This window comes from Microbacterium petrolearium, from assembly GCF_054782875.1.
The window spans coordinates 12,636-30,315 of the sequence record NZ_BAAGRQ010000010.1 but is presented as its reverse complement, the minus strand read 5'-3'; the positions used below and the strand labels follow the sequence as shown (position 1 = coordinate 30,315).

At 71.6% G+C, this 17,680-nt stretch carries 18 protein-coding genes and 1 riboswitch; of the genes, 3 read left to right on the top strand and 15 right to left on the bottom strand.

The window, feature by feature from the left end:
- Nucleotides 1–152 precede the first annotated feature (152 nt).
- The 7 genes from ACYVJ0_RS09280 to ACYVJ0_RS09250 all read right to left on the bottom strand — a co-directional run bounded on the left by ACYVJ0_RS09280 (nucleotide 153) and on the right by ACYVJ0_RS09250 (nucleotide 6,997).
- Nucleotides 153–1,598 (bottom strand): MFS transporter, encoded by a 1,446-nt coding sequence (locus ACYVJ0_RS09280; RefSeq protein WP_460817447.1) that lies wholly within the window; start codon nucleotides 1,596–1,598, stop codon nucleotides 153–155.
- Nucleotides 1,599–1,930: 332 nt separating this feature from the next.
- Nucleotides 1,931–2,284, bottom strand: coding sequence for a Fe-S protein (locus tag ACYVJ0_RS09275; protein ID WP_460817446.1), 354 nt, complete (start codon nucleotides 2,282–2,284; stop codon nucleotides 1,931–1,933).
- A gap of 48 nt (nucleotides 2,285–2,332) precedes the next feature.
- Nucleotides 2,333–2,806, bottom strand: a complete 474-nt coding sequence (ribH, locus tag ACYVJ0_RS09270; protein ID WP_449854341.1) for a 6,7-dimethyl-8-ribityllumazine synthase — start codon at nucleotides 2,804–2,806, stop codon at nucleotides 2,333–2,335.
- On the bottom strand, nucleotides 2,803–4,104 hold the full coding sequence (gene ribA, locus ACYVJ0_RS09265) for a GTP cyclohydrolase II (RefSeq protein ID WP_460817518.1): 1,302 nt from the start codon (nucleotides 4,102–4,104) through the stop codon (nucleotides 2,803–2,805). Before ribA ends, ribH begins: the two co-directional genes overlap by 4 nt.
- A gap of 14 nt (nucleotides 4,105–4,118) precedes the next feature.
- On the bottom strand, nucleotides 4,119–4,844 hold the full coding sequence (locus ACYVJ0_RS09260; protein WP_460817444.1) for a riboflavin synthase: 726 nt from the start codon (nucleotides 4,842–4,844) through the stop codon (nucleotides 4,119–4,121).
- Nucleotides 4,844–5,881, bottom strand: coding sequence for a bifunctional diaminohydroxyphosphoribosylaminopyrimidine deaminase/5-amino-6-(5-phosphoribosylamino)uracil reductase RibD (gene ribD, locus ACYVJ0_RS09255; RefSeq protein WP_460817442.1), 1,038 nt, complete (start codon nucleotides 5,879–5,881; stop codon nucleotides 4,844–4,846). The genes ACYVJ0_RS09260 and ribD overlap by 1 nt, the downstream gene beginning before the upstream one ends.
- A gap of 65 nt (nucleotides 5,882–5,946) precedes the next feature.
- Nucleotides 5,947–6,088: riboswitch (FMN riboswitch) on the bottom strand.
- A 45-nt stretch (nucleotides 6,089–6,133) separates the two neighbouring features.
- On the bottom strand, nucleotides 6,134–6,997 hold the full coding sequence (locus ACYVJ0_RS09250) for an Fpg/Nei family DNA glycosylase (protein ID WP_460817440.1): 864 nt from the start codon (nucleotides 6,995–6,997) through the stop codon (nucleotides 6,134–6,136).
- A gap of 105 nt (nucleotides 6,998–7,102) precedes the next feature.
- Between ACYVJ0_RS09250 and ACYVJ0_RS09245 the strand changes: the two genes are divergently transcribed.
- Both ACYVJ0_RS09245 and ACYVJ0_RS09240 read left to right on the top strand, forming a co-directional pair.
- A complete protein-coding gene (locus ACYVJ0_RS09245) occupies nucleotides 7,103–8,092 on the top strand; it encodes an endonuclease domain-containing protein (RefSeq protein WP_460817438.1) in 990 nt (329 codons plus the stop codon).
- Between the two features lie 198 nt (nucleotides 8,093–8,290).
- Nucleotides 8,291–8,806, top strand: a complete 516-nt coding sequence (locus tag ACYVJ0_RS09240) for a GNAT family N-acetyltransferase (protein WP_460817436.1) — start codon at nucleotides 8,291–8,293, stop codon at nucleotides 8,804–8,806.
- 1 nt (nucleotide 8,807) lies between these two features.
- On the opposite strand, the gene ACYVJ0_RS09235 is transcribed toward ACYVJ0_RS09240, so the two are convergent.
- The 4 genes from ACYVJ0_RS09235 to ACYVJ0_RS09220 all read right to left on the bottom strand — a co-directional run bounded on the left by ACYVJ0_RS09235 (nucleotide 8,808) and on the right by ACYVJ0_RS09220 (nucleotide 11,929).
- A complete protein-coding gene (locus tag ACYVJ0_RS09235; RefSeq protein ID WP_460817435.1) occupies nucleotides 8,808–9,368 on the bottom strand; it encodes a GNAT family N-acetyltransferase in 561 nt (186 codons plus the stop codon).
- Nucleotides 9,368–10,375: a tryptophan--tRNA ligase gene (trpS, locus tag ACYVJ0_RS09230; RefSeq protein ID WP_460817433.1), complete on the bottom strand. Its 1,008-nt coding sequence runs from the start codon at nucleotides 10,373–10,375 to the stop codon at nucleotides 9,368–9,370. The genes ACYVJ0_RS09235 and trpS overlap by 1 nt, the downstream gene beginning before the upstream one ends.
- Before the next feature lie 53 nt (nucleotides 10,376–10,428).
- Nucleotides 10,429–11,328: an exodeoxyribonuclease III gene (locus ACYVJ0_RS09225; protein WP_460817431.1), complete on the bottom strand. Its 900-nt coding sequence runs from the start codon at nucleotides 11,326–11,328 to the stop codon at nucleotides 10,429–10,431.
- A gap of 61 nt (nucleotides 11,329–11,389) precedes the next feature.
- A complete protein-coding gene (locus tag ACYVJ0_RS09220) occupies nucleotides 11,390–11,929 on the bottom strand; it encodes a TetR family transcriptional regulator (protein WP_460817429.1) in 540 nt (179 codons plus the stop codon).
- A 112-nt stretch (nucleotides 11,930–12,041) separates the two neighbouring features.
- Between ACYVJ0_RS09220 and ACYVJ0_RS09215 the strand changes: the two genes are divergently transcribed.
- A complete protein-coding gene (locus ACYVJ0_RS09215) occupies nucleotides 12,042–13,568 on the top strand; it encodes an MFS transporter (RefSeq protein WP_460817427.1) in 1,527 nt (508 codons plus the stop codon).
- 532 nt (nucleotides 13,569–14,100) lie between these two features.
- On the opposite strand, the gene ACYVJ0_RS09210 is transcribed toward ACYVJ0_RS09215, so the two are convergent.
- The 4 genes from ACYVJ0_RS09210 to sdhC are packed head-to-tail and all read right to left on the bottom strand — an operon-like array spanning nucleotide 14,101 to nucleotide 17,579.
- The gene (locus ACYVJ0_RS09210) at nucleotides 14,101–14,859 is read right to left on the bottom strand and encodes a succinate dehydrogenase iron-sulfur subunit (RefSeq protein WP_460817426.1); all 759 of its coding nucleotides are present in this window, start codon (nucleotides 14,857–14,859) and stop codon (nucleotides 14,101–14,103) included.
- Nucleotides 14,859–16,685, bottom strand: a complete 1,827-nt coding sequence (sdhA, locus tag ACYVJ0_RS09205; protein ID WP_460817424.1) for a succinate dehydrogenase flavoprotein subunit — start codon at nucleotides 16,683–16,685, stop codon at nucleotides 14,859–14,861. Before sdhA ends, ACYVJ0_RS09210 begins: the two co-directional genes overlap by 1 nt.
- 22 nt (nucleotides 16,686–16,707) lie before the next feature.
- Complete coding sequence (locus tag ACYVJ0_RS09200; RefSeq protein WP_460817423.1) at nucleotides 16,708–17,151, bottom strand: succinate dehydrogenase hydrophobic membrane anchor subunit; 444 nt, start codon at nucleotides 17,149–17,151, stop codon at nucleotides 16,708–16,710.
- A complete protein-coding gene (gene sdhC, locus ACYVJ0_RS09195; RefSeq protein WP_449854060.1) occupies nucleotides 17,151–17,579 on the bottom strand; it encodes a succinate dehydrogenase, cytochrome b556 subunit in 429 nt (142 codons plus the stop codon). The genes ACYVJ0_RS09200 and sdhC overlap by 1 nt, the downstream gene beginning before the upstream one ends.
- Between the last annotated feature and the right edge of the window lie 101 nt (nucleotides 17,580–17,680).

Below are 17,680 nucleotides of genomic sequence, written 5' to 3'. Positions count from 1 at the left end.
CATGCCCGGGCATGCCATGGCCCTCCGCGTCACTTTCGACACACGCCCGAAACCTCGCGTTACGCGCCCGAGACGCGGGGCCAGTCGGCGAGGCGGGAGACGACGAGCACCCCCTGTCCAGAGGCAGGGGGTGCTCGCGAAACGTGGGCGGATCAGAGCATCGCGGCTTCCTTGGCGGCGAGCCGCGCGCCCTCGTCGCCCTCGTCGGTCACGCCGTCGCCGTCGATGTCGACGTCCTTGGTCTCCTTGCCGAGGATGAGCGCGATGAGCGTCAGCACGCCCGAGGCCGACAGGTAGACGCCGACCAGCCACGGGTTGCCGTCGCCGACGCTCCACAGCCACAGCGCCACGATCGGCGCGAGCGCGGCGCCGAGGATCGACGACACGTTGTAGGCCACCGCCGATCCGGTGTACCGCACGTTCGTGGGGAACAGCTCGGGCAGCAGGGCGCCCATCGGCCCGAAGGTCATGCCCATGAGCAGGAAGCCGAACACGAGGAACGCCTGCGTGAGCGCGCCCGTGAAGAGCGGATCGCCCTGCGGCAGCAGGAACACCGGGAACAGCAGACCGAGCCCGATGATGAACGACGTCACCCAGATGAGCAGCTTGCGGCGGCCGATCGCGTCGGCCAGCGGGCCGGACGCGAGGGTGCAGATGCCGAAGAAGATGACGCCGATGATCTGCATGAGCACGAAATGCGTGTACGTGAAGCCGAGGCCCGGGACGAACGTCGCGGGGTCGGCGCCCTCCGGCAGCGTCTGCGCGCGCGTGCCGTACGACAGCGTGAACGTCGTCATCAGGTAGAAGAGCACGTAGGTCGCGAGCATGAAGAAGGTGCCGAGGATCAGCTGCCGCCAGTGCCGGCGGAACACGTAGCCGATCGGCGCCTTCTGGATCTGGCCCTTCGCCGCGGCCTTCGTGAACGCCTCGGACTCCACGAGCTTCAGCCGCACCCACAGGCCGACGATGACCATGACGGCCGAGAACAGGAACGGGATGCGCCAGCCCCAGCTGAGGAACGCCTCGCTCGCGCCGCCGTCCTCGCCGGGCATCGCGAAGCTGATGAGCAGGAAGATCGAGTTGGCGATGATGAAGCCGATGGGCGCGCCCAGCTGCGGGAACGTGCCGTACAGCGCGCGCTTGCCCTTGGGGGCGTTCTCCGTGGCGACGAGGGCCGCGCCCGACCACTCGCCGCCGAGCGCGAAGCCCTGGGCGAGCCGGCAGATCAGCAGCAGGAAGGCCGCCCACGCGCCGATCTCGTTGTGGGTGGGCAGGCAGCCGATGAGGAACGTCGCGATGCCCATCGTCAGCAGCGAGGCGACGAGGGTGCCCTTGCGCCCGATGCGGTCGCCGAAGTGGCCGAAGACGACCGCGCCGATCGGCCGGGCGACCATGGCGGCGCCGTAGGTCGCGAACGACAGCAGGAGCGCCGTGGTCGGGTTGCCGCTGGGGAAGAAGAGGATCGGGAACACGAGCACGGCCGCCGTGGCGTACGCGTAGAAGTCGTAGAACTCGATCGTGGTGCCGACGAGGCTGGCCGTGATCACGCGTCCGCGTGAGTTGGCCGGCTTCGGATCGGTGGGTGCTGTGGACGTCATGGTGCCTTCTGGAACAGAGCGGGAGGACGCTTGACGGTGGGTCGCGGGGGTGCGCGGCGCGCCGCGTGCTCGGGGTGCCGGCCGGGTCTCCGCGGGGTCGTGCGGTGGCCATCCGGCTCGTCGTGTGCGCCGCGGATGAGCGGGGCACAAACGACGATTCTATGCGCGTGAGTGAGCATTCTGCGCACCGGCGCGCGTCGCGGGGCGCTCCGGGCGCGTCGGAACCGCGAATGCAGACACCCCCGCCGATCACAATGATCAACGGGGGTGTCTGCAGGATGCGAATTGCTCCCGCTGCGCGGGTGTCGCGCGGCGGAGTGCGCGACGCGCCGTCAGCGCCAGATGAGGGCGAGGCCCGCGTTCAGCAGCGTGAGGCCGCCGATCAGCCAGAACACCCATGACGGCAGCGGCGTGCCCTTCTTCGCGCGGCTCGTGCTGATGCCCACGAGCGCGCCGATGACGAGGAGCACGACGAGCTTGATGCCGATCTTCACGTAGTTGAGGTCGTGGTCGAGCCCCCACGGCGCCGCGAGCGCGAGCCCGGCGACGCCGGCGACGAGCACACCGAGGTCCATGAGGCGCGTGGCCTGGTAGCGCCGCGAGGACGCCTCGACGACCCAGGCGCCGAACAGGATCGCAAAGCCGACGAGGTGGACGAGCAGGACGACGTTCCGCAGGATCTCCATGACTTCTACCCTATGTAGAGAAACCCCTCGCCGTCGAGCCCGATCCGGTCAGCCGCGCAGGGTGCGGAGGGTGAGGGCCGTGCGCAGGGCCGCGTCGGCGGCCTCGGCGCCCTTGTCCTCCTTTGAGCCGGGCAGGCCGGCCCGATCCAGGCCCTGCTGCTCGTCGTCCAGCGTGAGCACGCCGAAGCCCACGGGCTTGCCCGTGTCGAGCGCCACGCGCGTGAGCCCGTCGGTGGCGGCCGACGAGACGAACTCGAAGTGCGGCGTGCCGCCGCGGATGATCACGCCGAGCGCCACGACGGCGTCCGCGCCCGCCTCGAGCGCCGCCTTCGCGACGACCGGCAGCTCGAACGATCCCGCCACGCGTACGAGCCGGTGGCTCGCGCCCGCCGCGTCGAGCGTGCGCCGCGCGCCCGCGATCAGCCCCTCCGAGATCTCCTCGTGCCAGGTGCCCGCGACGATGACGACGTCCAGGCCCTCCCCGTCGATCCGCTCCCGCTCGGGTGCGCCCTTTCCGCTCACTTCGTCTCTCCCGTCTGGACGGCGCTCTCGTCCGCCTGCATCTGCGCGACCGCGGCGGCCAGCTCGGCCTCGCCGATGATGTGGCCCATGCGGTCGCGCTTGGTCTCGAGGTACTGGTGGTTGTTCGGGCCGACGCCCACGATGAGCGGCACCTGCTCGACCACGTCGAGGCCGAAGCCGCGCAGCTGCCGCACCTTGTCGGTGTTGTTCGTGAGCAGCCGGATCTGCGCGACGCCGAGGTCGCCGAGGATGCCCGCCGCGGCCGCGTAGTCGCGGGCGTCGGCCGGCAGGCCCAGCGCCGTGTTGGCGTCGACGGTGTCGAGGCCCTCCTCCTGCAGCGCGTAGGCGCGGAGCTTGTTGATGAGGCCGATGCCGCGGCCCTCGTGGCCGCGCATGTAGATGACGACGCCGCCGTCCTGCTCGATCGCGTCGAGGGCGGCATCGAGCTGCGGGCCGCACTCGCACTTGAGCGATCCGAACGCCTCGCCCGTGAGGCACTCCGAGTGCACGCGCACGAGCGGGGTCGGGTTGGTCGCGAGGTCGCCCGAGACGATGGCCAGGTGATCCGTGCCCGTGAGGCGGTCCTTGTACGCGAGGAACCGGAACGTGCCGTGCGACGTGGGCACGAGGGCGTCGGCGCGCAGGCTCACGGCGCGGCGGACGACGGGCGCCTCGGCGCCGTCGCGCGGGTCGACGTCGTCGAGGTGGGCGACGAGCTGCTCGATCGTGATGACGGGGATGCCCTCGCGCGCGCCCATCTCGACGAGGCCGGGCAGGCGCATCATGCTGCCGTCCTCGGCGACGACCTCGGCGATCACGCCGACGGGCTGCAGCCCTGCGAGCCGCATGAGGTCGACGGCGGCCTCGGTGTGGCCACCGCGCTGGCGCACGCCGCCCGGCACCGCCCGCAGCGGCAGGATGTGCCCGGGGCGGATGACGTCGGTGGGGGCGGCGTCGGGGTCGGCCAGCACGTTGAGCGTGCGGGCGCGGTCGGCGGCGCTGATGCCGGTCGTCACGCCCGACGCGGCGTCCACGCTCACGGTGTACGCCGTGCCTCGCGCGTCCTCGTTGTTCGTGACCATGGGCGGCAGGTCGAGCCGGTCGGCCCAGTCCTGCGGCATCGGGGCGCACAGGTAGCCGGAGGTGTAGCGCACCGTCCACGCGATCCACTCCGGCGTGGCCAGCTGCGCCGAGAGGATGACGTCGCCCTCGTTCTCGCGATCCGCGTCGTCGGCGACGATCACGGGGCGGCCGGCGCGCAGGGCGTCGAGCGCCTCGTCGATCGTGGCCAGGGGCAGGGGGGCGGTCAGGCTCATCGGGAGCCTCCTTCGAAGGGTGCGGAGAGGATCGTGTAGTCGGCGGGCGGCACGTCGGTCGTGCTGAAGGCGCTGTCGGGGCGCCGCCAGGTCGGGTCGGGCGCCGGCGCGGGCGCGGCGCGGAAGGCCATGAGTCGCTGCACGTGGCGCGCGAGGATGTCGGTCTCCAGGTTCACGGCGTGCCCGGGGGCGAGCGCGCCGAGCGTCGTGGCCTGCAGCGTCTCGGGGATGAGCGACACCTCGAACCAGGGCGCGGCGGCGCCCGCCGGGCTCACGGCGCTCACCGTGAGCGAGGTGCCGTCGACGGCGATCGAGCCCTTGTCGACAACGAGCGGCGCGAAGTGGGCGGGCATCCCGACGCGGATCACGCGCCACTGCGCGCCGAGGCGCACCTCGGCGACGGTGCCCGTGCCGTCGATGTGGCCCTGCACGATGTGGCCGCCGAGGCGCCCGCCCGCCGCCGTCGCGCGCTCGATGTTGACCCGCGACCCGGGGGCGAGCAGGCCCAGCGTCGACATGTCGAGCGTCTGCCGCATGACGTCGGCCGTGAAGCCGCGCGCGTCCCACGCCACCACGGTGAGGCACACGCCGCTCACGGCGATCGAGTCGCCGTGACGCACGCCCTCGACGGCGCGCGGCGCGATGACGCTCAGGCGCACGCCGTCGCCCGACGGCTCGATGGCGGCGATCTCGCCGATCTCCTCGATGATCCCGGTGAACATCAGCTGTCTCCCTCGTGCAGGCGGGCTTCGTACAGGACGTCGGCGGCGAGCGGCACCGTGCGGTCGACGACGAGGCGGCGGGCGCCGCCGATCGTCGCCACGCCGATGTCGTCGAGCGCCGTGCGCGGGCCGCCCAGCAGCACCGGCGCCACGTACACGAGCACCCGGTCGGCCAGGCCGGCGCGCAGGAACGCGCTGGCGAGCGTCGGCCCGCCCTCGACGAAGACGCGGTGCAGGCCGCGCTCGCGCAGATCGGCGAGGACGGCGGCCAGATCGTGCGTGGCGTACGCGAGCGGCTCGCCGCCCGGCGCGATGGCGGGGTGGCGGCGCACGGCGGCGTCCGGCGGGATCGGGCGGGAGCCGATCACGACGGGCACCGGCTGGTGCGGGGCGAGCGCGCCGTCGATGCGCGCGGTGAGCTGGGGGTCGTCGGCGAGCAGCGTGCCGGTGCCCACGACGATCGCGTCGGCCTCGGCGCGGCGGCGGTGCACGTCGGCGCGGGCCTCGGGGCCGGTGATCCACTGGCTCGTGCCGTCGGCCGCCGCGGCGCGGCCGTCGAGGCTCTGCGCCCACTTCACGGTGACGTGGGGGCGGCCGAGGCGCATCGCGGCGATCCAGGGGGCCAGGAGCGCGCCGGCCTCCTCGGCCAGCAGGCCGCCCTCGGCGTCGATGCCCGCGGCGCGCAGGCGCTCGGCGCCGCCGCCCGAGGCGGCGCCCGGATCGGCGACGGCGTAGACGACGCGCGCCACGCCCGCCGCGATGAGCGCCTCGGCGCACGGGCCGGTGAGCCCGGTGTGGTTGCAGGGCTCGAGCGTCACGACGGCGGTGGCGCCGCGCGCGGCGCCCGCGGGCAGGTGCGAGAGCGCGTCGACCTCGGCGTGGGCGGTGCCGGCGCCGCGGTGCCAGCCCTCGGCGAGCGGCTCGCCGGCGGGGGAGAGGATGACCGCCCCGACCTGCGGGTTGCGGCTGCGGGGGCCGCGGGTGGCCAGCTCGAGCGCGCGCGCCATCGCGCGTCGCTCCGCCTCGCTGAATGCCATCCGATCCTCCGGTCCTGGGCGCCCGGGGTCGTCGAACGGCGTCGCGCGGTCAGGCCGCGCTCGCCGCGTGCTTCCTCTCATCCGGACTCGCAGGCTGCGCCTGCATCACCGTCGGTCCCGGAATTCCACCGGATCGGCCTCGGGATCTCTCCCTCGGTTCGCGGACTGTCACCGCCGGTTCGGATTCTCACCGACCCCGGAGCACGTGTGCTCTCTCAGCCTAGTCAACGCGCGGGGCCGCGGCGTATTCCGTCACTTCAGCAGCCGCGAGAGCCGCCGATCCGCCAGGGGCTTTCCGCCCGTCTGGCAGGTGGGGCAGTACTCCAGGGATCGATCGGCGAAGAAGACCGAGCGCACGGTGTCGCCGCACACGGGGCACGCCTGCCCGGCGCGGGCGTGCACGGCCATGCCGCGGCGCTTGGCGTCCTTGAGCTCGGCGGGCGGCTTGCCCGATGCCGCCGCGACGGCCTCCGTGAGCACGGTGCGCATCGCGGCGTAGAGGCGCGAGACGTCGTCGGCGCCGAGCGTGGCGGCGATCGCGTACGGCGACATGCGCGCGGCGTGCAGGATCTCGTCGGAGTACGCGTTCCCGACGCCCGCGATGACGGACTGGTCGCGCAGCAGCCCCTTGATCTGCGTGCGGCGGCCGGCGAGCGTGCGGGCGAAGGCGTCCTCGGTGAACGCGTCGTCCAGCGGATCCGGCCCGAGGCGCGCGATGCCCGGCACATCCGCCGGGTGGCGCACGACGTACACGGCGAGCGACTTCTTCGTGCCCGCCTCGGTGAGGTCGAAGCCCGACCCGTCGTCGAAGCCGACGCGCAGCGCGATGGGCGAGCGGCCCGGCTTGATGACGGTGGCCGGCAGCTGATCGGACCAGCGCAGCCAGCCGGCCTTGGCGAGGTGGAAGACGAGGTGCAGCCCGTCGCCCAGCGCGAGGTCGACGAACTTGCCGTGCCGCTCGGCGCCGGTCACGGTCGCACCGACGAGGGCGGTGATCGGCGGGTCGAAGGTCTTCAGCGCGGCGATCTGCGCCACCTGCGCCTTCGCGACGCGGAGCCCGGCGGCGCGCTCCCGCAGGAACCGCACCAGTCCCTCCACCTCGGGCATCTCCGGCATGCGGCCATCCTGCCACCACCCTCCGACGCGCGGGCGGCGGTTGCGCGTCGAGGTCGCCGTGCGCGCTCACCTGCACAACGAAGGAAACGCGGCGCCTCGCGACCCGTGGAGGCGCAGAACCTGCGGCTTTCACGCGGTTCTTCCTTCGTTGTGCAGCTCTGCGTCCCTCCACAGGGACAGGGATGGCGGTGCAGCGCGGGGCAGGTTGTGGGTAAGCGGATGCGAGGGGGTGCGACGGGGCATCGTCGAGGCATGTCCTGGTACCCGGCTGATGTCGCGTGGAGCTATCGGCAGCTCCGCGATGGCGGCATGACGAGGACCGACATCGAGAACGCGCTCGCGACGGGCAGGCTGTTCCGTGCCCGGCGGAACGTGTACCTCGCGGGGGACACCGCGGACGACCTCAAGTCGGCCGCGCGAGTCGGCGGTCGGCTCGACTGCCTCTCGGCGCTGCGGGTCATGGGAGTGTTCGTCCAGGAGCACGAGCAGCTGCACGTTCAGATCGAAGCGAATCGCAAGCACCTGCGCTCGCCGCGGTCGAGGCGGGTACGTCTCAAGGATCGCCACGGCGTGCGGGTCCACTGGCGCCGGGTGCAGGCGCCGGATGACGTCCTCGTTGTCGACCCGGTCGAGGCGCTGATTCTTGCCAGCCGGTGTCAGCCGCCGCGGTCGATGATCGCGACGCTCGACTCCGCGCTTCATCAGGGGATCGTGACGTCGGAGGATCTCGACGACGTGTTCGCGGCGCTGCCGGGACACTTCGGAGTCCTGCGCAGGCTCGTGGACAGCCGGGCGGAGTCCGGGCCGGAGTCCCTCGCGCGGCTGGAGCTGAGAGGCGCGGGCTGGCACGTGGCGGTGCAGCAGTGGATCGACGGAGTCGGACGCGCCGACCTCGTCGTCGAGCGGCGGGTCATCGTCGAATGCGACAGCCGCGAGCATCACTCGGGGTGGGAAGCGCAGGAGCGCGACAGGGCGCGAGACCTGGCGGCCGCCGAGCGCGGCTTCGCCACGGTCAGGCCGACCGCGCGGATGATCTTCGACGATGTCGGCGACATACGGCGAGCAGTGGCGGGGCTGCTCGCTGCGCCGTTCTGAGGCACATCCGCCCCGTGCTGCGGCTCCTGCTCTCACCGCCGGACTGCACAACGAAGGAAAGAGCCGGCCCATCCTCGACGGAAACCCCGTCCTGGGCGCCGCGAAGCGGCGATCCTCCTTCGTTGTGCAGAATGCGAGACGCGCCGCGCCCGGGTTGCGCGGCGGGGTCGCCGGATCGCTGCGGGATATCGTGGCGGGATGGTGGATCGCCGGTGCCCGGAGGCGACGGAGCGGCTGCGGTTCCGGGAGCTCGAGGAGTCGGACCTCGACGACATGGCCGCCCTGCTGGGCGATCCGGCCGTCATGGCGTTCTACCTGGCGCCGAAGACGCGCGACGAGGCGGCCGCGTGGATCGCCCGGTCCCGCGCGCGGTACGCCGAGCACGGCTTCGGGCTGTGGGCGGTCGAGACCCACGCCGGCGAGTTCGTGGGCGACTGCGGCCTCACGTGGCAGCAGGTGAACGGGCGGCGCGTGCTCGAGGTCGGCTACCACGTGCGCGCCGGCCTGCAGGGCCGCGGCTACGCGACCGAGGCCGCCCGCGCGTGCGTGGGCGAGGCGAGGCGCCGGTTCCCGACCGGCGTGCTCACGGCCATCATCCACCCCGAGAACACCGCGTCGCGCCGCGTGGCCGAGAAGCTCGGCATGACGCACACCGAGGACGACCGCTCGCATCCGTGGATCGTCCGCACGGTGATGTCGATGCCGCTCGGCTGAATCAGATCGGCCAGGGCTGGGGCGTGCGCGGGTCGGTCGCGAGCAGGCCCGCGATGTGGCCGTCGCGACGGTCGCCCGTGGAGCCGATGCGGCCGAGGCCCAGGCGCAGCAGGCCCTCGTAGCGGAAGCCGAGCTTCTGGGCGATGCGGACCGAGGCCGGGTTGTCGGTGACCGCGCGCCACTCCACGCGCTGCAGCCGCATGGGGCCGAACGCGAAGTCGAGCACGGCGCGGGCGGCCTCCGTGAGGTAGCCGCGGCCGCGCGCCGGGGCGGCCATCCAGTAGCCGATCTCGGCGGCGCCGTCGCGCACGCCGTGCAGGGCGATCATGCCCACGAGCACGCCGTCGGCGCGGATCGCCCACGTGCACTCGTCGCCGGTGGACCACCACGCCGCGACGAGGTGGACGAAGGACTCCGCGTCGGTGCGCTGATAGGGCGAGGGGACGGTCGTGTAGCGCTGGATGTCGGGGTCCTGGCACGCCTCGTAGATCGCGTCGATGTCGTCGGTCGTCGGGGCGGACAGGACGAGGCGAGCGGTCTCGAGCTCGACGGGATCCGGCATCACCGGGCGCGCGGCAGCAGGCCGACCTTGTCGTACACGTCGGCGAGCGTGGCGTCGGCCACCGCCTCGGCCTTCGCGGCGTTCGCGGCGAGCACGCGGTCGAGCTCGGCGGGGTCGTCGAGCAGCTCGAGCGCGCGGGCGCGCACGGGCTCGAACTCCGCCACGACCACGTCGCGCAGGCCCTTCTTGAAGTCGCCGTACCCGCGGCCCGCGTACTCGTCCTCGATCGACGCGACGGGCCGGCCGGTGAGGGCCGCGTAGATGGTGAGCAGGTTGGACACGCCCGGCTTCGTCTCGCGGTCGAACCGCACGACGCCGTCGTTGTCGGTCACGGCGCGCATGATCTTCTTCGCCGTCACGTCGACCTCGTCGAGCAGCCACAGCACGCCCGCGTGCGACTCGGCGGACTTCGACATCTTCGCCGTGGGGTTCTGCAGGTCGTAGATGCGCGCGGTCTCCTTCTGGATGACCGGCTTCGGGATCGTGAAGGTGGTTCCGTAGCGCGCGTTGAAGCGCTCGGCCAGGTCGCGCGTGAGCTCGACGTGCTGCTTCTGGTCGTCGCCGACCGGCACGACGTCGGTCCGGTAGAGCAGGATGTCGGCGGCCATGAGGATCGGGTACGTGAACAGGCCGACGCTGGCGTTCTCGGCGCCCTGCTTCTGCGACTTGTCCTTGAACTGCGTCATCCGGCCGGCCTCGCCGAAGCCCGTGATCGTCGACAGGATCCACGCCAGCTCCGCGTGCGCGCGCACGTGCGACTGCACGTACAGCGTCGACTTCGACGGCTCGATGCCGGCCGCGATGTACTGCGCCGCGGTGCGGCGGGTTTTCTCGCGCAGCACCGCCGGGTCCTGCGGGGCCGTGATGGCGTGCAGGTCGACGACCGAGAAGAACGCGTCGTACTCGCTCTGCATCTCGCGCCACTGCAGCAGGGCCCCGATGTAGTTGCCGGCCTGGAGCGAGTCGGCCGAGGGCTGCATTCCGGAGTAGAGGCGCTGCTGAGTCACCGTTCGATCCTACGCCGCGCGGCGCCTCGGCCTCTCGCGCCGTGGGGCGCCGATCAACCGATCGCGTAGTCCGCGACGACGGGGGAGTGGTCGCTCCAGCGGGTGTCGTAGGACGGGGCGCGGTCGATGCGGTACGCCGTGGCGCGCTCGGCCAGCGCGGCGGTGGCGAGCTGGTAGTCGATGCGCCAGCCCGAGTCGTTGTCGAACGCCTTGCCGCGCATCGACCACCACGTGTAGGGCCCGTCGACCTCGCCCGCGAAGCGGCGGCCGATGTCGACCCAGCCGAGACCCGTGGCGCCGGCGCTGAAGGCGCGGGTGTCGCTCAGCTCGCCGACCATTCCGCGGCCCACGCCCTCCTGGCCGGCCACGGGGGCCCCGGCGGGGGTGAGGATGCGGTCGAAGTAGGCCCGCTCGCGTGCGAGGAAGCCGGCCTTCTTGACGTTGCCCTTCCAGTTGCGGATGTCGAGCGGGCGGTGGCCGACGTTCAGATCGCCCGTGACGAGCGCGAGCGCGCCGTCGGCCGAGAGCTCGGACATGCGGCGCTCCATGGCGTCGAGGAACGCCCACTTCGGGTCCTGCTTGGCGGGCGTCTCGGCCTCGCCGGTGAAGACGTAGGCGCTGACCACGGTGAGCGTCTCGCCGCCGACCTCGAAGTCGGCCTCGATCCAGCGGCCGTTCGACTCCAGCCCGTCATCGCCCAGCTCGACGCGCGAGATCGCGCACTCCTCGCGCGAGGCGATGGCCACGCCCGCGCGGCCCTTCTGCAGCGACGCGTCGGCGATCACGCGCCAGCCGGGCAGGGCGTCCTCGAGGTGCTCGAGCTCGCCGCGCACCTCCTGCAGCGTGACGATGTCGGGCGCGGCCTCCTCGAGCCACGCGCCCATGCCCTTGCGGGCGGCCGCCCGGATGCCGTTGACGTTGACGGAGGCGACGCGGAGGGAACGAGAGGTCATGCTTCCACCCTAGGTCGGCCCTCCGACACCGCCCGAACCGGTCCCGGTGGGCGCGGACGGCTCAGCCCTCGCGCACCATGCGGGCGAGCTCGTCGAGCACCGCGCGCCGCCGTTGCGCGGGGAACGGCGCCTGCAGCGTCGCCTCATCGAGCCAGATGCCGTCGGCGGCGACGAGCGCCACCTGCTGGCGGACCGTCAGCTCGGCGACGTCGCCCACCCACCGATCCCGCAGTTCGCGCCAGCGTCGCACGTACCGCTCGTCGCGCGCGACGTCGACCATGACCATGAGGTCCGCCGTGGCGTCGAGGTCGGTGCCCGACTCGGCCGAGGCGAGCAGGAACGCGACGATCCGCTCCTCGCGCGTGGCCTCCTCGAACGGTGCGCCCAGGTGCCGCATCGCGTCGGCCTCCCACGCGTCGATGAGCTCCGCGATGACCGCCTCGATCAGGTCGTCCTTCGAGGGGAAGTGATACAGCACGCCGCCCTTCGTCTTGCCCGCCGCCTCGGCGACCGCCTCGAAGGTGAGCGCGCGCGTGCCCACCTGGGCGGCCAGGCGCAGGGCGGCCTGCGCGACCTCCTGCTTGGCGCTGGGGCGGCTCATCGGGTCCCTCCTCCGGGCGCCTCCGGCCCGGACTCGCTGGCAGGCCACGTTACCGCGTGCTGCCCAGGATCCCGCCCAGTTTCTATACTGACCGGACGGTACAGTAATCGTCATGAACACCGCGTCGATCGTCACCGTGCGCGCGGGCGCCCGCGAGTGGGTGGCACTCGTCGTGCTCACCCTCGCCGTCGTCCTGCTGGCGGTCGACGCCACGGTGCTCGCGCTGGCGGTGCCCGCCCTCACCGAGGCCCTGCAGCCCACGGCGGTCGAGATCCTCTGGATCGGCGACATCTACTCGTTCGCCATCGCGGCCCTGCTCGTCACGATGGGCAATGTCGCCGACCGCGTGGGGCGCAAGCGCCTGCTCATGATCGGCGCCGTGGCGTTCGGGCTCGCGTCGGTGCTCGGCGCGTTCGCCGCTTCCTCCGCCGTGCTCATCGCGGCGCGCGCCCTGCTCGGTGTCGCGGGCGCGACGATCATGCCGTCGACCCTCGCGATCATCCGCGACATGTTCCGCGACGACCGGCAGCGCACACAGGCGATCGCCGTGTGGTCGGTGGGCTTCACCGTCGGCTCGGCCGCCGGGCCCCTCATCGGCGGGGCGCTGCTGGAGCATTTCTGGTGGGGATCGGTCTTCCTCATCAACGTGCCGGTCATGATCCTCGTGGTCGGCCTGGGCGTGTTCCTGCTGCCCGAGTCGCGCAACCCGCGCCCCGGCCCCATCGACCTGTGGTCCGCGGCGCTGTCGATCCTCGCGATCGTGCCGGTCGTGTACGGGATCAAGCACGTCGCGAAGGGCGATCTCGGTGTGCTCACCTTCGCGGGCTTCGCGGTCGGCATCGCGGCCGGATGGGCGTTCGTGCGCCGGCAGCGGCGGCTCGCGCACCCGCTCGTCGACGTCGGGCTGTTCCGCAACCCGGCGTTCAGCGGCGCGATCGCGGCCAACGTGGTGTCGATCTTCGCCGCGGCCGGGCTGCTGTTCTTCTTCTCGCAGTACCTGCAGCTGGTGCGGCGGTTCTCGCCCCTGCAGGCCGGCATCGGCGAGCTGCCCATGGCGATCGGCGCCGTGGCGGTCGTCGGTGTGGTCGCGTTCCTCGTGGGTCGCTGGGGGCGCGGCAACGCGATGGCGGCGGGCCTGCTCGCCATGGCCGTCGGCCTGGGCGCGCTCGTGGCGGCCGAGGGACTGCCGGGATATGTCTGGCTGGCGCTCGCGCTCGTCGTGATCGGGATCGGGATGGGGCTCGCGGGCGCCGTCGCGACCGACGCGGTGGTCGGCGCCGTGCCGCGCGAGCGCGCGGGCGCGGCGTCGTCGATCTCGGAGATGGGGATCGAGCTCGGCGTGGCGCTGGGCATCGCCGTGCTCGGGTCGCTCCACACCGCCATCTACCGCGCCGCGCTCGTGCTGCCGGACGGGATGCCCGGCGCGGTGCGGGCGGCGGCGGGGGAGTCCCTGCCGCAGCTGGCGGACGCGGCGCATCGCGCGGGCGGCGCCGACGTGGCGCTCGAGGCGGGACGCGAGGCGTTCACGGTGGCCATGCAGTCGGCCACCGGCATCGCCGCGGTGCTGACCGCGGTAGCGGCGTTCATCGCGTGGCGCTTCGTCCCCTCCACCCGCGGCGCGGCCCCGGTCGCCCACTGACGACGGTTGAAACTCCCCGCTTGCTGAACGAAGCGGAAGCGACCAGAGCGAGTCCACGAGGGTCGCGGTGGTCGCTTCATCTCCGCGGCTCCGCCGCTCCGTTCAGCAACCGATGGGTGTGACCCCACGGTTGCTGAACGTAGTGAGCGAAGCGAACGAAGATGAAGCGACCACAGCAAGTCCATGACGGTCGCGCTGGTCGCTTCATCTCCGCGGCTCCGCCGCTCCGTTCAGCAACCGATGGGTGTGACCGATTGGTGCAACCGGTCGGCAAGCCACCGCACAACCGGTCACTGTGCGAGCGCGAAGCGCGAGCGTGCGGGCGCTCATGCGCCCGCCCCGCGGCGCGAAGCGCCGCCTCGCTCTCGCGGGACGCGAGAGCGCGAGCACGCGAGCGGCACCGCGCAGCGGTGCCCGAGCGCGCGCAGACGCTTCTGAAAAGAAAAACCGCAAAGCGGGTGCCCGAGCGGCGCAGACGCTTCTGAAAAGAAGGGGCCCGGCCGAAGCCGAGCCCCTTCTCATCGGGCGGGTCTCACACCCGGCCGCGCAGGACGGCCTGCTTGACCTCCGCGATCGCCTTCGTGACCTCGATGCCGCGGGGGCACGCCTCGGTGCAGTTGAAGGTCGTGCGGCAGCGCCACACGCCCTCCTTGTCGTTGAGGATGTCCAGGCGCACCTGGGCCTCGTCGTCGCGCGAGTCGAAGATGAAGCGGTGCGCGTTCACGATCGCGGCGGGGCCGAAGTACTGCCCGTCGGTCCAGAACACGGGGCACGACGTGGTGCACGCGGCGCACAGGATGCACTTGGTCGTGTCGTCGAAGCGCTCGCGGTCGGCGATCGTCTGCAGGCGCTCCTTGCCCTTCTCGGGCGTCGACTTCGACTGCAGGAACGGCTGCACCTCGCGGTACGCCTCGAAGAAGGGGTCCATGTCGACGATCAGGTCCTTCTCGAGGGGAAGACCCTTGATCGCCTCGACGTACACGGGCTTCGAGATGTCGAGGTCCTTGATGAGCGTCTTGCAGGCCAGGCGGTTGCGGCCGTTGATGCGCATGGCGTCGGAGCCGCAGATGCCGTGGGCGCACGAGCGACGGAACGCGAGGGATCCGTCGATGTCCCACTTGATCCGGTGCAGGGCGTCGAGCACGCGGTCGGTCGAGTACATCTCGACGTCGTAGTCGACCCACTTCGGCTCGCTGTCGACCTCGGGGTCGAAGCGGCGGATCATGAACGTGACCAGGTAGGACTGGACGGCCTGCTCCTCGGCGGGAGCCTCGGGTGCGGCGGACGACATCAGTACTTCCTCTCCATGGGTGCGTAGCGGAGCTCGCCGACGTCATCCTTCGTGAACACCACGGGCTTCCAGTCGAGCTTGATGTGGTCCTCGGGATCGGGCGAGTGCGGATCGCCCGTGAGGTACGCCATCGTGTGCTGCATGTAGTTGGCGTCGTCGCGGTCGGGGTAGTCCTCGCGCATGTGGCCGCCGCGGCTCTCCTTGCGGTTGCGCGCGGCGTAGGCGACGATCTCGGCCAGGTCGAGCAGGAAGCCCAGCTCCACGGCCTCGAGCAGGTCGGTGTTGTACCGCTTGCCCTTGTCGTCGACGTACACGTTCTGGTAGCGCTCGCGCAGGTCGTGGATCGTGCCGAGGACGTTGGTGAGCGTCTCCTCGGTGCGGAACACCTGGGCGTTCTTGTCCATCTCCTCCTGGAGCGTGGTGCGGATGTCGGCGATCCGCTCGGTGCCCTTGCGGGTGCGGATGGTCTCGAGCATCTCGCGGACCTCCTTGGCGGGGTCGTCCGGGAGGGGCACGAAGTCGGCGCTCTGCGCGTACTTCACGGCGTTGATGCCGGCGCGCTTGCCGAACACGTTGATGTCGAGCAGCGAGTTGGTGCCCAGGCGGTTGGCGCCGTGCACCGAGACGCACGCGCACTCGCCGGCCGCGTACAGGCCGGGCACGACGGTGTCGTTGTCGGCGAGCACCTCGGCGTCGTTGTTCGTGGGGATGCCGCCCATCGCGTAGTGCGCGGTCGGCATGACCGGCACCGGCTCGACGACGGGGTCGACGCCCAGGTACGTGCGCGCGAACTCCGTGATGTCGGGCAGCTTGGTCTCGAGCACCTCGGCGCCCAGGTGGGTGCAGTCGAGGTAGACGTAGTCCTTGTTCGGCCCGGCGCCGCGGCCCTCGAGGACCTCCTTGACCATGCAGCGCGCCACGATGTCGCGGGGCGCGAGGTCCTTGATCGTGGGGGCGTAGCGCTCCATGAAGCGCTCACCCGAGGCGTTGCGCAGGATCGCGCCCTCGCCTCGCGCTCCCTCGGTGAGGAGGATCCCAAGGCCGGCGAGGCCGGTGGGGTGGAACTGGAAGAACTCGATGTCCTCGAGCGGCAGGCCCTTGCGCCAGATGATGCCGACGCCGTCGCCCGTGAGGGTGTGGGCGTTCGAGGTGGTCTTGAACATCTTGCCGAAGCCGCCCGTGGCGAACACGACCGACTTGGCGTGGAAGACGTGCAGGTCGCCCGTGGCGAGCTCGTACGCGACGATGCCGGCGATGCGGGTGCGGCCCTCGTCGTCCTTCACGGTGATGAGGTCGAGCGCGTAGAACTCGTTGTAGAACTCGATGCCGAGCTTGACGCAGTTCTGGAAGAGCGTCTGCAGGATCATGTGACCCGTGCGGTCGGCCGCGTAGCAGGCCCGGCGCACCGGGGCCTTGCCGTGCTCGGCGGTGTGGCCGCCGAAGCGACGCTGGTCGATCTTGCCGTCGGGCGTGCGGTTGAACGGCAGGCCCATGTTCTCGAGGTCGATGACGGCGTCGATCGCCTCCTTGGCGAGGATCTCGGCCGCGTCCTGGTCGACGAGGTAGTCGCCGCCCTTGATCGTGTCGAAGGTGTGCCACTCCCACGAGTCCTCCTCGACGTTCGCGAGCGCCGCGGCCATGCCGCCCTGCGCCGCGCCCGTGTGCGAGCGGGTGGGGTAGAGCTTGGTCACCACCGCGGTCTTGGCGCCGGGGCCGGCCTCGATGGCGGCCCGCATGCCGGCGCCGCCGGCGCCGACGATCACGACGTCGTACTGGTGGTGGTAGACGCCGTTCTTCAGCTCGGCGTCGGGGTACTTCTGAGTCACGAATCCGCTCTCTTCAGTCGGTTCAGGCGGCGGGGCAGGAGTCCCACAGGACGCTGTCCGGGGTCACGCCGAGGCACGGGTCGAAGGTGAACACCACGAGGGTGCCGAGCACGATCATGAGCGCGGCCGCGATCCAGATGGCCCACACCAGCGCGGTGCGCAGGCGGGCGCCCCGGATGTAGTCGTTCACGATCGTGCGCATGCCGTTGGCGCCGTGGATGAAGGCCAGCCACAGCATCAGCACGTCCCACCACTGCCAGAACGGCGAGGCGAGCTTGCCGGCGACGAACGCGAAGTTGATCGCGTTCACGCCGCCCTCGGGCAGGATCAGGTTCGAGATGAGGTGGCCGAAGATGAGGACGATCAGCAGCACGCCCGAGACGCGCATGTAGAGCCAGCCCCACTTCTCCCAGTTGGAGCCGCGGCCTCGCGCCGAGCGCGGGGCGGCGATGGTGTCGGCGGTCATCAGTGCCCACCTCCCGAAAAGACGTTGATGAGGTGGCGCGGCGTGAAGCCGGCCATCACGACGACCCAGACGCCGATGACGCCCCAGAACAGCCAGCGCTGGTACCTGGCGCCCTTGGCCCAGAAGTCGACGAGGATGATCCGCAGCCCGTTGAAGGCGTGGAACACGATCGCGCCCACGAGTGCGACCTCGCCGAGCCCCATGATCTCGGTCTGGTACGTCCCGATGACGGCGTTGTACGCCTCCGGCGAGACGCGGATGAGGGCGGTGTCGAGCACGTGCACCAGGAGGAAGAAGAAGATGGCGACGCCGGTGATGCGATGCAGCACCCACGACCACATTCCTTCGCGCCCGCGGTAGAGGGTGCCCCGCGGCGTCTTCGAGGTGGTCTCCGACACCGACGGCGTCGGGCGTGCGGTGGTGGACACGACGGCCTCCTTGTCGATGCGAGGTTTCGCGGACGGCGGAACCGATGCGTCCCTGCCGAACGCCTTCATCCTATTCCCGCCTCGCGAGCGCGGCGACGAAG

Coding starts and splice junctions, on each gene's coding strand:
- ACYVJ0_RS09280 (WP_460817447.1), bottom strand. CDS start 1,598: ATGACGTCCACAGCACCCACCGATCCGAAGCCGGCCAACTCACGCGGA.
- ACYVJ0_RS09275 (WP_460817446.1), bottom strand. CDS start 2,284: ATGGAGATCCTGCGGAACGTCGTCCTGCTCGTCCACCTCGTCGGCTTT.
- ACYVJ0_RS09260 (WP_460817444.1), bottom strand. CDS start 4,844: ATGTTCACCGGGATCATCGAGGAGATCGGCGAGATCGCCGCCATCGAG.
- ribD (WP_460817442.1), bottom strand. CDS start 5,881: ATGGCATTCAGCGAGGCGGAGCGACGCGCGATGGCGCGCGCGCTCGAG.
- ACYVJ0_RS09250 (WP_460817440.1), bottom strand. CDS start 6,997: ATGCCGGAGATGCCCGAGGTGGAGGGACTGGTGCGGTTCCTGCGGGAG.
- ACYVJ0_RS09240 (WP_460817436.1), top strand. CDS start 8,291: ATGGTGGATCGCCGGTGCCCGGAGGCGACGGAGCGGCTGCGGTTCCGG.
- ACYVJ0_RS09235 (WP_460817435.1), bottom strand. CDS start 9,368: ATGCCGGATCCCGTCGAGCTCGAGACCGCTCGCCTCGTCCTGTCCGCC.
- ACYVJ0_RS09225 (WP_460817431.1), bottom strand. CDS start 11,328: ATGACCTCTCGTTCCCTCCGCGTCGCCTCCGTCAACGTCAACGGCATC.
- ACYVJ0_RS09220 (WP_460817429.1), bottom strand. CDS start 11,929: ATGAGCCGCCCCAGCGCCAAGCAGGAGGTCGCGCAGGCCGCCCTGCGC.
- ACYVJ0_RS09215 (WP_460817427.1), top strand. CDS start 12,042: ATGAACACCGCGTCGATCGTCACCGTGCGCGCGGGCGCCCGCGAGTGG.
- ACYVJ0_RS09210 (WP_460817426.1), bottom strand. CDS start 14,859: ATGTCGTCCGCCGCACCCGAGGCTCCCGCCGAGGAGCAGGCCGTCCAG.
- ACYVJ0_RS09200 (WP_460817423.1), bottom strand. CDS start 17,151: ATGACCGCCGACACCATCGCCGCCCCGCGCTCGGCGCGAGGCCGCGGC.